At 59.8% G+C, this 13,458-nt stretch carries 13 protein-coding genes; 5 read left to right on the forward strand and 8 right to left on the reverse strand.

Annotated elements, in window-relative coordinates; translation table 11 throughout:
• The first annotated feature begins 12 nt into the window (after positions 1 to 12).
• On the forward strand, positions 13 to 912 hold the full coding sequence (locus SPL01S_RS16335) for a DMT family transporter (protein ID WP_004947367.1): 900 nt from the start codon (positions 13 to 15) through the stop codon (positions 910 to 912).
• Here SPL01S_RS16335 and SPL01S_RS16340 read toward each other — a convergent pair.
• From SPL01S_RS16340 to SPL01S_RS16350, 3 genes are all read right to left on the reverse strand, one after another.
• On the reverse strand, positions 909 to 2,327 hold the full coding sequence (locus tag SPL01S_RS16340; protein WP_062868114.1) for a sensor histidine kinase: 1,419 nt from the start codon (positions 2,325 to 2,327) through the stop codon (positions 909 to 911). The genes SPL01S_RS16335 and SPL01S_RS16340 overlap by 4 nt on opposite strands.
• Entirely contained in the window at positions 2,314 to 2,988 is a 675-nt protein-coding gene (gene tctD, locus SPL01S_RS16345) for a transcriptional regulator TctD (RefSeq protein ID WP_013813917.1), read from the reverse strand. Before tctD ends, SPL01S_RS16340 begins: the two co-directional genes overlap by 14 nt.
• Before the next feature lie 203 nt (positions 2,989 to 3,191).
• The gene (locus SPL01S_RS16350; RefSeq protein WP_063201256.1) at positions 3,192 to 3,518 is read right to left on the reverse strand and encodes a hypothetical protein; all 327 of its coding nucleotides are present in this window, start codon (positions 3,516 to 3,518) and stop codon (positions 3,192 to 3,194) included.
• 275 nt (positions 3,519 to 3,793) lie between these two features.
• On the opposite strand from SPL01S_RS16350, the gene SPL01S_RS16355 reads away from it, so the two are divergent.
• Genes SPL01S_RS16355 through SPL01S_RS16365 form a run of 3 tightly spaced genes read left to right on the forward strand, consistent with a single transcriptional unit; the run spans position 3,794 to position 6,749 of the window.
• The gene (locus SPL01S_RS16355; RefSeq protein ID WP_063201259.1) at positions 3,794 to 4,774 is read left to right on the forward strand and encodes a Bug family tripartite tricarboxylate transporter substrate binding protein; all 981 of its coding nucleotides are present in this window, start codon (positions 3,794 to 3,796) and stop codon (positions 4,772 to 4,774) included.
• Positions 4,775 to 4,788: 14 nt separating this feature from the next.
• Positions 4,789 to 5,220, forward strand: a complete 432-nt coding sequence (locus tag SPL01S_RS16360; RefSeq protein ID WP_004947383.1) for a tripartite tricarboxylate transporter TctB family protein — start codon at positions 4,789 to 4,791, stop codon at positions 5,218 to 5,220.
• 11 nt (positions 5,221 to 5,231) lie between these two features.
• Positions 5,232 to 6,749: a tripartite tricarboxylate transporter permease gene (locus SPL01S_RS16365; RefSeq protein ID WP_004947387.1), complete on the forward strand. Its 1,518-nt coding sequence runs from the start codon at positions 5,232 to 5,234 to the stop codon at positions 6,747 to 6,749.
• Between the two features lie 38 nt (positions 6,750 to 6,787).
• Here the strand turns inward: SPL01S_RS16365 and SPL01S_RS16370 are convergent, their stop codons facing one another.
• On the reverse strand, positions 6,788 to 7,417 hold the full coding sequence (locus tag SPL01S_RS16370; protein WP_004947390.1) for a CatB-related O-acetyltransferase: 630 nt from the start codon (positions 7,415 to 7,417) through the stop codon (positions 6,788 to 6,790).
• A 155-nt stretch (positions 7,418 to 7,572) separates the two neighbouring features.
• On the reverse strand, positions 7,573 to 8,568 hold the full coding sequence (locus SPL01S_RS16375; RefSeq protein WP_063201483.1) for a DMT family transporter: 996 nt from the start codon (positions 8,566 to 8,568) through the stop codon (positions 7,573 to 7,575).
• A 168-nt stretch (positions 8,569 to 8,736) separates the two neighbouring features.
• Between SPL01S_RS16375 and pdxR the strand changes: the two genes are divergently transcribed.
• The gene (gene pdxR / locus SPL01S_RS16380; protein ID WP_063201262.1) at positions 8,737 to 10,194 is read left to right on the forward strand and encodes a MocR-like pyridoxine biosynthesis transcription factor PdxR; all 1,458 of its coding nucleotides are present in this window, start codon (positions 8,737 to 8,739) and stop codon (positions 10,192 to 10,194) included.
• Between the two features lie 8 nt (positions 10,195 to 10,202).
• Here the strand turns inward: pdxR and SPL01S_RS16385 are convergent, their stop codons facing one another.
• From SPL01S_RS16385 to SPL01S_RS16395, 3 genes are read right to left on the reverse strand one after another with little or no spacing between them, the layout of a single operon-like run.
• Positions 10,203 to 10,703, reverse strand: coding sequence for a protein disulfide oxidoreductase (locus tag SPL01S_RS16385; protein WP_063201265.1), 501 nt, complete (start codon positions 10,701 to 10,703; stop codon positions 10,203 to 10,205).
• Positions 10,696 to 11,412 carry a DsbA family protein gene (locus SPL01S_RS16390; RefSeq protein ID WP_062868119.1) on the reverse strand — a complete coding sequence of 239 codons (717 nt, stop codon included), beginning with the start codon at positions 11,410 to 11,412 and terminating at the stop codon, positions 10,696 to 10,698. Before SPL01S_RS16390 ends, SPL01S_RS16385 begins: the two co-directional genes overlap by 8 nt.
• A complete protein-coding gene (locus SPL01S_RS16395; protein ID WP_063201268.1) occupies positions 11,409 to 13,445 on the reverse strand; it encodes a protein-disulfide reductase DsbD family protein in 2,037 nt (678 codons plus the stop codon). The genes SPL01S_RS16390 and SPL01S_RS16395 overlap by 4 nt, the downstream gene beginning before the upstream one ends.
• Between the last annotated feature and the right edge of the window lie 13 nt (positions 13,446 to 13,458).

A 13,458-nucleotide genomic window follows, 5' to 3' on the forward strand; every position in this document is an offset into this window, starting at 1 on the left:
ATCATCGTGAATATGCTCTTCCCGCTGCTGGCGGTGCTGATCTGGTCGGTTAACGCCGTCGTCAGCAAACTCTCCGCCACCGCAATCGATCCGGCCGCCATCTCGTTTTACCGTTGGCTGCTGGCGCTGATCGTCCTGACCCCGTTCGTATTGCCCGGCGTGATCCGCAATTGGCGGGAGGTGCGCGCCAACGGATGGAAATTGCTGATCCTCGGCCTGCTCGGCATGGTGCTGTACCAAAGCCTGGCCTACTATGCGGCGCACAGCGTCAGCGCGCTGTTTATGGGTATCATTGTGTCGCTGATCCCGCTGCTGACCATTCTGATCAGCATCGTACTGCTGCGCATTGCACCGACCGTCGGCGTGGCGATCGGCAGCGTGCTGTCCTTCGGCGGATTGATCTGGCTGGTCAGCGCCGGTCATCCAGGCGAGCTGCTGCAACATGGCATCGGCAAGGGCGAACTGATGATGTTCGCCGCCGCCGCTTCCTATGCGCTGTACGGCGTGCTGACCAAACGCTGGATGATTGCTCTGCCTAATTGGCAGGCGCTGTATGTGCAAATCCTGTTCGGTGTCGTGCTGTTGTTACCCAACTTTCTGATGGCGCAGGATGTCGGGCTGAACAGCCAGAATATCCCGCTGGTGCTGTTCGCCGGCATCCCGGCTTCGATCATCGCGCCTTTCTTGTGGATCCAGGGCGTGATGCGCCTCGGGGCCAATACTGCGTCGATATTTATGAACCTGTCGCCGGTCTTTACCGCCGTCATCGCCGTGCTGTTCCTGCATGAACAGCTGCACAGCTACCATTTGATCGGCGGCGGCGTCACGCTGCTGGGCGTAATTTTGTCGCAACGTCTGCGCACGCCGTTAGGGCGCAAGGCAAAAAAACCAGCGGCCGAAGTGAAGTCCTAAGGCAACAGCTGAAAACGCACCCGCACCAGCAGGCCGCCCAGCGCGGCCGAGGTCAACAGCTCCGGGCGGGTGCCGTGATAACGGGTAATGTCGCTGACCAGCGCCAGCCCCAGCCCGGCACCGGGCTGATCGCCCACATTATCCAGCCGATGGAAGGGTTGCAGCGCCTGCGCGGTATCCTGCTGAGCAATGCCTGGCCCGTTATCTTCTATCTCCAGCACGCACTCCCCGGCCGGTTTATCGAGCGTCAGACGCGCGGTGACCACGCCCTGATTCGGCACGTATTTCAGCGCGTTATCCAGCAGATTGGCGCACAACTCGGTGAGCAACAGCGCCTCACCGCCGACCCAGCATACCGACTCCCCTTCATAGCCTAAATCAATACGCTTGCTGCGCGCCTGCGGCAGACGCGAAAAACAGGCATCGCGCAGTACCTGCGCCAGATTCACCGGTTGCAGCTTGCGATCGGCATGATGTTCATGGGCTTTAAGCCGCGAGAGATAGAGCAGGCGATCGGTCAGCGCCACGGTGTTATCCAGCGTGACGCTCATCGCCGCCAGGCTTTCCCGCCACTGCTCCGGCTTATCGCTGGCCAGCGCCACCCCCACCTGAGTTTTCAGCACCGTCAGCGGCGTGCGCAGTTGATGAGAGGCGTCGGCGCTAAAACGCTCCTGACGCGCCACCATTACCCGCAGCCGTTCGATATAGCGATTGAACGCCAGCAGCAGAGGCTGCATTTCCGACCAGGGCAACACCATCGGTAACGGCGTCAGTTCGCCCGGATCGCGCCGCAGCATGATGCCGGAAAGCTTGCGCATCGGCTTTAGCACTCGCTTGAGCAAGGCGAAGGCCAGAATCATCGTCAGCACCACCACGGTCCCCTGGCTGAGCAAGGCGGAAAGCATCATCTGCCGTGCCAGGTAACGGCGCGACTCCAGCGTTTCCGCCACCAGGATAGTCGCCATGCCCATGACGCCCGATTCATTGACCGGCTGGTACAGCGCAGCCACGCGGATCGGCCGGCCGCTGTATTCGGCGTCATAGAAATGCACCAGCGCCGGATACAGACTGGAGCGCAGGATATGCGGCGGCATGGGCGGCAGATCGTCGTAACCGGAGATGCTTTTTCCCTGCGGAGAGATCACTTCGTAATAGAGCTGATCGTTCATGTTGCGCTCAAAGCTATCGAGCACCACGTAAGGCACATCCACTTCCAGGCGGCCGTTGCGCACCACCAGCCGCTCCGCCACGGTGCGCGCCGATGCCAGCAGCGTGCGATCGTAAGCCAGCGTGGCGGCGTTCATGGCGCTAAAGTAATGGGTGTAAATGGAGATACCGCCCAGCACCAGTAAAGGTAAACCGAAAAACAGCAGCAGTTGATAAAACAGGGAGCGCGGTGCGTTAAACCACCTCATTGCAGAGCTCCAGGCTGTAGCCCAGACCGCGCAGGGTGACGATCGCCACGTTGCTGCCCTGTAACTTTTTCCGCAGCCGATGCACGTACAGCTCAATACTCTCCGGATTGGCTTCGTCGGACAGGGTAAACACCTGTTCAAACAGCTGCTGTTTGGCGACCGGCCGGCCGCGCCGGTGGATCAGGGCAGTCAGCACCGCCAACTCGCGTGGCGTTAGCGACAACGGTTTATCGTCCAGTTGAAAATAGCCTTCATCGTGATAGGTCAGCGCGCCATACTGCAGCGCCTGCTGGGTAACGCCGACGCTGCGGCGCAGCAGCGCCCGAATGCGCGCTTCCAGCTCATCGAGTTCAAAGGGTTTGGTGAGATAGTCATCGGCGCCCAGATTCAGCCCTTTGACCCGATCGGCAACGTCAGTTCTGGCGGTCAACAGCAACACCGGCAGGTCCTGGCCGCGCTTGCGCAGGCGGGCCAGCAGATCCAGGCCATTCAGGCGCGGCAACGCTACGTCCAGCACCACCAGCGCATAGCGTTCGTTTAACAACAGATGGTCGGCCGCCAACCCGTCCGGCGCGATGTCCACGGCAAAACCGGCGCCGGTCAGCGCCTTTTGCAACCAATGGGATAACTCGGGATGATCCTCTACCAATAACAGCCGCATTTTTCCATTCCATTGATTTATCTGCACAAGCAGGATGAATACAGCGCCATATCGTCAGGAGACGACATATCGCTTGTTAACATGTTTATAACAGCAGGATGGCATGGAAGGCGGCGTGATAGAAGGGTGGCGCAGAGCCCGTTTTGGGAGCTGGTACACAATTACGGTATAGAACAACGGGTGCTGGCGGCACCCGCTTTATTTCAACATGGAAGCCCGCTGTCGGCCAAGGCGATATCAAGCGCCGGCCGTACTTTGGCTGGGCTGAACGGCGGAGAAACCAGCACGGAGCGATTATTGGCGGCAAAAACGATATCCACGCCGGTGATGCAGGCGGTCATTTGGCAGGCATGTTTTTCGCCGTTGGCCGTAGAAAAATGCAGTTCAAAAACGCCGATCTCCGGGCGCAGGCGTTTTAGCCGACAATGCCCCGCCTCCCCAATCATTTCAGCATAAGCCGCCGGCAACATCTTGATAGCGCTCACCTTGGCGTTGTCCCTGCCACCGAATAATTTCCCGAGTAAAAACATAATAATGCGTCCGTAATAATTTTATTTTTTATTATTTTACTCCAAGAGCAACGCAACAAAACTGACATTACACATGTTTTAAGCCAGGTTTACGGGCTGTTCTTGCCACGCCGTATGTGCTAGCGCACCGGCGGTTGGCACCGGACAGGAGACGCGTATCACATCTTGTAAACTTTCCCTGTGACTGAAAGGTAAATGAAAGGTTGTTGATTTAACAATTCAGCAACCCGTATCGGCGGGGATTCACACCGACAGAAAATACCTTGGGGAAAGCAATGAAAAAAACAATCACCCGTACTCTGGCTGCAACCGCCCTGCTGCTGGCGGCCAATCAGGCCTTTGCCGTAGAAGCGCCGAAACGCACCGAATGCATCGCCCCCGCCAAGCCCGGCGGCGGTTTTGATCTGACCTGCAAACTGATTCAGGTGTCGCTGCAAGAAACCCAAGCCATCGACAAACCGATGCGCGTTACCTATATGCCCGGCGGCGTCGGTGCGGTGGCTTATAACGCCATCGTCGCCCAACGCCCTGCGGAATTCGGCACCGTGGTGGCCTTCTCCGGCGGCTCCCTGCTCAACCTTTCGCAAGGGAAGTTCGGCCGGTACAACGTCGATGACGTGAAATGGCTGGCCGCCGTCGGTACCGACTACGGCATGATCGCCGTGCGCGCCGACTCGCCGTACAAAACCCTCAAAGAGCTGATGAACGCCTTCCAGAAAGATCCCAACAGCGTGGTGTTCGGCGCGGGCGCGTCGATCGGCAGCCAGGACTGGATGAAAACCGCCCTGCTGGCGCGCGAGGTCGGGGTCGATCCTCACAAGATGCGCTACGTCGCGTTCGAAGGCGGTGGCGAGCCGGTCACCGCGCTGCTCGGTAACCATATTCAGGCAGTGTCCGGCGATTTGAGCGAAATGGTGCCCTACCTGCAAGGTGACAAAATTCGCGTGCTGGCGGTGTACTCCGAACAGCGTCTGCCGGGCCAGTTAGCCGACGTGCCGACCGCCAAAGAACAGGGGTTCAATCTGATCTGGCCGATCATCCGCGGTTTCTACGTTGGCCCGAAGGTCAGCGAAGAGGAATACCAGTGGTGGCTCGACACCTTCAAGAAAATGATGGCAACCGACGAATTCAAAAAGCAGCGCGACCTGCGCGGCCTGTTTGAATTCAACCTGGCCGGCAAGGAGCTGGATGCCTACGTGAAAAACCAGGTCAATCAGTACCGCGAGCAGGCCAAAGTCTTCGGCCTGGCTAAATAACCGGGGGAAATACCATGAGCGATCGCATTTTTGCCGGTTTCTGGTTGCTGCTGTGCATCGGCGGCCTGTTTATCGGCTGGGGCATTCAGAGCGAATACAGCTATGAACCGCTGGGGCCGCGCCCCTTCCCGCTGGCCATCCTCAGCCTGATGTCGCTGTGCGCGGCACTGCTGCTGCTGAACAAACCGCAGGCCGTCGAATGGCCGCACAACAAGGTAATGCAACGCCTGCTGGTGCTGGTGATTACGCTGGTGCTGTACGCCTGGGGCTTCGAATGGCTGGGCTTTCCGCTGGCCACCGCACTGCTGACCTTCAGCATTGGCTTGCTGTTCCAGGCCAGCCTGCTTGCGGCAGCGGTCTCCGGCGTGGTGATGGGCGTTGCGCTGTACTACGCCTTTGACCAATTACTCGATGTAACACTGCCACTCGGCGTTTGGCTGAGCTAACGGGGGCGATGATGGAAACCTGGATGTATTTAACCCAAGGGTTCGAGGTGGCGCTGGTGCCGCAGAACCTGATTATCGCACTGATTGGCTGCTTCGTCGGCACCATTGTCGGCCTGCTGCCGGGGCTGGGGCCGATCAACGGCGTGGCTATTCTGCTGCCGCTGGCGTTTGCTCTCAAGCTGCCGGCCGAGTCCGCGCTGATCCTGCTGGCGACGGTCTATATCGGCTGCGAATACGGCGGCCGCATCTCGTCCATCCTGCTTAACGTACCCGGCGACGCGGCGGCGATCATGACCGCGCTGGACGGCTACCCGATGGCGCAACAGGGCCGCGCCGGCGTGGCGTTGTCGATCTCGGCGGTCAGCTCTTTCGTCGGTTCCATGATCGCCATCGGCGGCATTATTCTGTTCGCCCCGCTGCTGGCGCGCTGGTCACTGGCGTTCGGTCCGGCGGAGTACTTTGCCCTGATGGTGTTCGCCATCGCCTGTCTGGGCAGCATGATGAGCCAAAACCCGCTGAAGTCGCTGCTGGCGGCGCTGATTGGCCTGGGGCTGGCGACGGTAGGCGTAGACGCCAACACCGGCGTTTACCGCTTCACCTTCGACAGCGTGCATCTCTCCGACGGCGTGCAGTTTATCGTGGTGGTGATCGGGTTGTTCTCGGTCAGTGAAATCCTGCTGATGCTGGAAAGCACCAGCGGCGGACAAAAGCTGGTGCGTAAAACCGGTCGCCTGTTGTTTAACCGCAAAGAGGCCGCCGAGTGCGTCGGCCCGACGCTGCGCTCTTCGGTGATCGGCTTCTTCGTCGGCATCCTGCCCGGTGCCGGCGCCACCATCGCCAGTGCGCTCACCTATATGACCGAAAAGAAAATCAGCGGCAACAGCGAGACCTTCGGCAAAGGGGATATTCGCGGCGTAGCGGCGCCGGAAGCCGCCAACAATGCTTCGGCCTGCGGCTCGTTCATTCCGATGCTGACGCTGGGCGTGCCGGGTTCGGGCACCACGGCGGTGATGATGGGCGCACTGACGCTGTACAACATCACGCCAGGCCCGGCGATGTTCACCGAGCAGCCGGACATTGTCTGGGGCCTGATCGCCGCGTTGCTGATTGCCAACGTGATCCTGCTGATCATGAACCTGCCGCTGGTCGGCCTGTTTACCCGCATGCTGACCATCCCGCTGTGGTTCCTGGTACCGGCGATTGCCGCCGTGTCTGCGGTGGGCGTTTATGCGGTGCACAGCACCACCTTTGACCTGCTGTTGATGGTCGGACTGGGGGTGTTCGGTTATATCTTGCGGAAAATGCACTTCCCGATGTCGCCGCTGATCCTGGGTTTCGTGCTGGGGGAAATGCTGGAACAGAACCTGCGCCGTGCGCTGTCAATCAGCAACGGGGATTTCGGCATCCTGTGGAGCAGCGGTATCGCGCAAACGCTGCTGGTATTGGCGGTGGCGGTGCTGGTGTTGCCGCTGTTGCTGCGCGGAGTGCGAAAACGCCGCAGGGTGGAAGAAACGGCCAAAGCCGAGTAAGTATAGTGGGCGGGGAGATTACCCCGCCCTTTTCAGTTTTAACGCTTAATGTCGTTTATCGCCCGTTCCAGGGCGGCAATATCATTGTCGGCCAGCCAAGGTTGCACGCGGGCAAAATCCTCCGCCGACAAATCATAAATGCGCAACGCGAGTAACCCTGCGATCGTCTCCGGAGTAAATCGCAGCTTGATCGGCCGCGCCGGGTTGCCGCCCACGATGGCGTAAGGTTCGACATCCGCAGTCACTATGCTGCCTGCGGCCACCACCGCCCCTTCGCCAATAGTGACGCCCGGCATCAGCATCGCCCGCATGCCTATCCAGCAGCCGTCGCCCAACCGGGTATCACCCTTGGGCTGATAAGCAGCCTGGATGCTCTCCATAAACGGGTACAGGCTCAGCCAATCGATACGGTGCGTATGATTGCCGCCCATCAGGATCACCGCCTCGGCGGCTATGCAGACATAATCGCCGATCAGCAATTTGTCTATCGGCCCCAACGGTGGCCACTGTTGGCTGACCGCGTCGCCGTGTAAATAACGCACGACGGAGCGTTCGAAACCGCTATCCCAGCAGTCGCTGTAATAGCTGTGGGTTCCCTTGACGATAATATTGGGATTGGTCACCGTTTGGTGCAGCAGTTCTGTTTTGGACCAGTGTTTTTCAGACATGGCGCTTTCTCTTTTGCTGGTTGCAAGAGCCACGGAACGAGATCTGTGGCCGTGTTTTCGTTCACTCAACACGGCCTGTTTAAGCGATGATCGCCTTTTTTAATCTTGGATTGTTAGTCATGATTGCCTCTCCAGCGAGGCATAAGGGTAACAAATCAGGCCTGATCCGTCTTCTTCTTCAGCATCAACACCCCACCCATCACCAGCGCGCTGCCCAGCAGTTGCAGCCGGTTCATGTTTTCCCCCAGCAGGAAATAGGCAATGACCGCCGTGAACACCAGCTCCAGCGACAAAATCAGGTTTGCAACCGCCAGCGGCAACGTCTTCAGGCTGATATTGTACAGGCCAAACCCCAGCAGCGTCGGCCCGGCGGCCAGGATCACCAGCAACAGCCAGCCACTCCATTCAATGCCCTGTGCCCCCTGGGACAGGAACCACAAAGAGCCGGTCATGCCCTGAAATGCCGGCAGGGGAAACAGCGTCAGCGCGATGTTGAACAGCCATTGGTAAACCGCCGAAAAACCAAACACATACAAAATGGTATTCCACACCGGATAGCGCCGTTCCGTGGCTACGCGCCCTCCCAGGGTGTACAGGGTATAGCCGATACCGGACAACATGCCGATCAACAGCCCCAGCAGGTTGAAATGGGCATTGCCCAGGCTGTCGCCGTTACTGACCAGGAAACAGCCGCCCAGGCTGACCACAATCACCAGCAGTTGGCGCAGGTTCAGTCGTTCGCTGTACATCACCCAGCCAAGAAATACGGTAAAACCTACCGAGCAGTAAGTAAGAATGGTCGCCACCGACGCGCCGTTCAAGGCTACCGACAGCGTCCACAGACTGTTGAACACCGCCAGCAGCAGGCCATAACAGGCATAAAAAGGCACCTGCGCAGGCTGCAAACGCGCCCATTCGGGTTTGAGCAGCAACAACAACGGCAATAACACCAGGGCAACCAATGCCGCACGCCAAAAGGCCAGCACAAAGGTGGGCAAGTGATAATGCTCCGTCAGCACACGGATAATAATGGCGGTAAAGGCCAGCAGCATGGCGCTGACGATGGCAATGACATACCCCTGACTGTTGCCCTGCAAAATACGCGCACCGGGGAAAACCGGCCTTGCTGAAATACCCGACGGTAATGACATGACACCCTCAAAAACGGCGATAACGGACTCAGGCAGGAATTCTAACGCGGCGAAATTTTGTCGCCAGAGCCACTTTCCCCGATTGTTATGCAGGCCACTTTTATCCGCTTGAAGCCCGATGGCCATGAGGTATAGTAAAAATCACCGCCCCTGACCGAGCCAATTTCCATGCATATCCCGTTAGACCGCCAGCAGGATGTCCCGCTGTATCTGCAAATTGAAGAGGCGCTGCGGCGGGCGATACTGAGCGGCGTCTTTGTCGATGGCGACAAACTGCCTTCCACCCGCACATTGGCAGCCGAACTGGCCGTCAGCCGGCTGACGGTCGACAATGCCTACGCCGAACTTGCGTCCAAAGGATTTCTGCACCAGCGGCGCGGCAGCGGTGCCTACGTCCTGCATCCGGGCGCGCGGCCTGCTCAACCGCAACCGACGTCCGATACGCCGTTCCCGGCAGAGCGTTTCACCACGCTGACCTCGCGGCTGGACGGCTACCCCGACACGCCGCTGCCGGATAACATCATCAACTTTGCCGCCGGCGTCGGCAGCCCGAAGGTTTTTCCCCAGGAAGAATTCCGCAAGATATTGCTGTCGGTACTCAGCCGCCATGCGGAAGAAGCTTTCGGCTATGGCGAATACTGCGGCTACTACCCGCTGCGCGATACGCTGGGACGGATCCTCACAGCCCAAGGCATCCCCACCCAAGCGGAGCAGGTGCTGATCACCAACGGCTCGCAGCACGCCATCAGCCTGATTGTGCAAAGCCTGCTTGAGCCGGGAGATACCGTGATCGTCGAAGAACCCACCTACGCCGAAGCGCTGGGGCTACTGCGCCTGCACAGGCTCAATATCGTCACCATCCCCAGCGATCGACACGGCATGCAGGTTGAACACCTGCCGGCGCTGCTGGAAAAGCACCGACCAAAACTGATTTATACCATCCCCAACTTTCATAACCCGACCGGGCGTTGCATGAGCGAAGCCCGCCGCCGACGCCTGCTGGCGCTGGCGCAACATGCCGGCGTGCTGATCCTGGAGGACGATTTCGTCGGCGATCTGCGCTACAACGGCAAACACTTGCCGTCACTGCGGGCGCAGGCGCAGCCAGGCGCGGTGATGTATGTCAGCACCTTTTCCAAAATGCTGCTGCCCAGCATGCGCATCGGCTACCTGGTCGCAGACAGTGAGCAATATCAGCGGGTAGCACGGTTAAAACACGTCGACAGCTTTACCAGCTCCAACCTGATCCAGCGGGCGCTGGACGCCTTTGTCACCATAGGCCGCTATGACAAACAGCTGCGGCGTGCCGGGCGGATCTACCGCCAACACCGCGACGCCATGGTAACGGCATTGCAGCAGCATCTGCCGCACGGCTGCCACTTTGAAACGCCTGAGGGTGGATTGTTTATCTGGCTGACGCTGCCCGCTGCGGTTAACAACGAAACGCTGATGCCGGTGGCCTGGCGCCACGGCGTCACCTTTGCACGCGGAGAGTGTTTTTATGCTCAGGAACAACGTGGTACGCATGGCCTGCGATTGAATTTCGCCGCTAATACGCCGCCGCTGATTGAAGAAGGTATCGCCCGACTCTGCCGGGCGATTAATGAGGTCATCGCCGCCAAATAGACCGGGGCTTACCGCCCGGCCCACCACAGACGCAGTTTCATTCCCCAGTAGCTGGTCCAGCCGGTGGTGCTCTGCACCACCTTGCCCTGGGAAATGACCACCAGCGTCGGGGTGACGCCAACCTGCCACTGCGCCGACAGCTCACCGTGCGGATCGTTAATCACCGGCAGCGTCAGCCGCTTGCGCGCCAGCCACTGTTCGACCTGCAGATCGTCACCGGAACGCAGCGCCACGGTCAGCACATTGCCGCCCTCCTCCGCCAGCCTGGCAACATACGGCGTGGTGAAGCGGCACACGCCGCACCAACTGGCCCAGAAATAGACCAGCAGCGGCTTGTCCCGGCTGAGCTGCGCGAGTGAAACCCTCTCGCCGCTCAATGTGGTCAACGCCTGCGCATCGAAAGCCGCCGGTGCCTGCGGTGCGCGCAGCCAGTCCATCGCCATCACCACCGCCAGCACAATCAGCAGCAGAATCAAGAGTTCGCGCCCCCAGCGCCGCAGCTTAGCCATTTTTGGCCTTCGCCAGTTGCTGTTTCACTATCGCCTCCAATTCCTCGTAAGACACCGCCCCCGGCAGCATCTGGTCGCCAATCAGCGTCGCAGGCGTTCCCTGCACCCCCAGTTTTTCCGCCAGTTCCATGTTGGTGCGCAGCGTGGTCATGCTCAGCTCACTCGGCGCCACCGCTTTCACCCCGGTTTTCTGCTGGGCGGCGGCGATGCTGGCGCTGTCGTGGAAGCCCTTTTTCGCCATCAGCCGCTGGTGCAACGCCCAAAACTGGTCCGGATGTTGCTGCCAGGCAGTTAGAGCGACACGCGCCGAGCTGACCGAACTTTCGCCCTTGAACGGCAGCAGTTTCACCACCAGCGCTACCTCCGGATTTTGTTTGACGATTTTTTCCAGCATCGGATCAAAACGCTTACAGTACGGACAGTTGTAATCCGTAAACACCACCAGCGTCAGCCTGGCGTTGTCGGCCCCCAGACGCGGGCTGGCAGGGTCTTCATACAAAGCTTTGGCGTTTTGCTTAATTGCCTGATCGATCTGCTGGCCGGCGGTCTGCTGCTGCCAGGCATCGACCGCCTGCGCCAGAATATCCGGGTTCGACACCAGGGTTTCGCGGATCAGTTCCTTAATGCGCAGCTCCTGCTCTGGGGTAAAGGGGGCGGCGGCCCAGACGGGAACGGCAATCAGCATCAATAACATCAGTAACTTTTTCATTGTGAATTTCCTTTGGCGGCGGACAGGGTTTGCAACACGGCATCGCGGGTTAACAGCGGGGACAACACCACACCGTCAGGGCTGCCGGGGCCATAAATCTGGTTAAAAGGCACGGCAACGCTGCCGCGCCGTTGCAGGAAGGCGCTGATTTCGGCAGAAGGACGGCTCCAGTCACCCCGCAGAGCGACCACGTCTTCGGCATTCAGCGCTTTTTGCACATCATCACGCAACAGTACGTTGAATTTATTGGCTTTACAGGTGACGCACCAGTCGGCAGTGACGTCGATAAACACCCGCTTACGCTCGGCCAACGCCTGGGTGATCGCCTGCTCGCTCAGCGGTTGCCAGCGCACCTTGTCCTGCAACGGCTGACGCCACAACCCGGCGGTGAGCGAACCGGCCAACAACGCCACGCCGAACAGCACCAGCGTGCCGGCAACCCATCCGGCAGCAAGGCGCACGCCATGCCGTCGCCATACCGCCAACAGCAGAGCCAGCAGCGCCATGCCGCCCAGGGCCAGCGTCGGGGTGGCGCCAATATGATTCACCATCAGGCTCAGCAGCCACAGCGAAGAGGCCAGCATCAGCAACCCCATTGCCCACCGTAACGCGTTCATCCAACGCCCCGGACGCGGCAAACGCAGCGCCAGCGCCGGCCAGGCGGCGATCAGCAGCCACGGCAGGCTCATACCGATGCCCAACGCGACAAACATGCCCCACAGCACCGGCAGCGGCGCGGCCAGGGCAAAAGCCACGGCGGTGCCAAGAAAGGGCGCCGAACAGGGCGTCGCCAGCAAGGTGGCAAAAGCGCCCTGCCAGAAATGCCCGCTCAGGCCGTGCCCGTTATGGGTCGCCAGTTTGGTATTCAGCGAAGAGGAAAGCTGCACGTGGAACAGGCCGAACAGGTTGGCGCTGAACAACAACGTTACCAGCACCATAAAGCCGATAAACCACGGGTTTTGAAACTGAATGCCCCAACCGAGCGCCTGATTGCTCAACCGCAGCGCCGTCATCAGCAACGCCAACGCCATAAACGAGGCTATGATGCCCAATGACGAAGCCAGAAACTGCAGCCGGATGCTGCGCCGATCCCGCAGTTCTACCTGCAAAATCGAGCCCAGTTTGATGCCGAGCACCGGCAGCACGCAGGGCATCAGGTTGAGGATCAGGCCACCGGCCAGCGCCATCAGCACCGCCTGCCACAGCGGGAAAGCCGCCGCAGCCGGAGAAACCAGCGGCCCGCCAATCGGCAATTGAACCTGCTGCGCGATGCCGCCGTCACTGATGACCAACGTCAGGGTTTTGCCGCGCAAGTCCGGTGCGGTATCCCCCCAGCCATCACTGACCGGTACCTGCGCCAACATCCGACTGCCGTCGGCGCTGATCTGCGGTTTGCCGAGATCGGCATCCTCCAGCGTATCGAAGAACAACTCGGGCTGTTGCCAGCCAGCGGTGCGCTCGGCGCTGATCTGCAGTGCCCCGCGCTGATAACCGGCTTTAATGCCGTCAACCAGGCCATCGGCAATCGGCACCTGCCCCATCGCCTGAGCAAAGTCGTGGTTAAACTGCGCGTCTGGCGGCGCGCCGAGATCGAGACTGAACGGATAGTCGGTCAAGATGCAGACGTTACTGCAGGTAGACAGCGTCAGGGTGCCCGCCAGCTGAGGCGGTACGGCTCCCTTTATCGCTATCGGCAGTTCAACCCGATCGTGATATCCCTGAGTGGAAATGCCTGCTACGTCAAAACGCTGCGGCGTCGGCCAAAACCAGGTGGCCGGCGGCGGGTTACCTTGCCAGCTTATCGCCGGCGCAATACCGCCTTCACCGGGTGAACGCCAGTAGGTTTTCCAGCCTTGTTGCAACTCTATTGCCAGCAGCAGCCGGGTCTCCCCAGGGTGCGACGTGTCGGCGCGCAGCCGCACTTTGGCGTGATCGTTGGCCGGGTTTTGCAGCCAGCCGCTGTCTGCCGCCTGCAAGGCGGGCAGCCACAGCATTAACAGGCAGGCAAGCGCCGACCTGATGATATTCAACATGTTTTTTCTCCAT

The organism is Serratia plymuthica NBRC 102599, from assembly GCF_001590925.1.
Lineage (GTDB): Bacteria > Pseudomonadota > Gammaproteobacteria > Enterobacterales > Enterobacteriaceae > Serratia > Serratia plymuthica.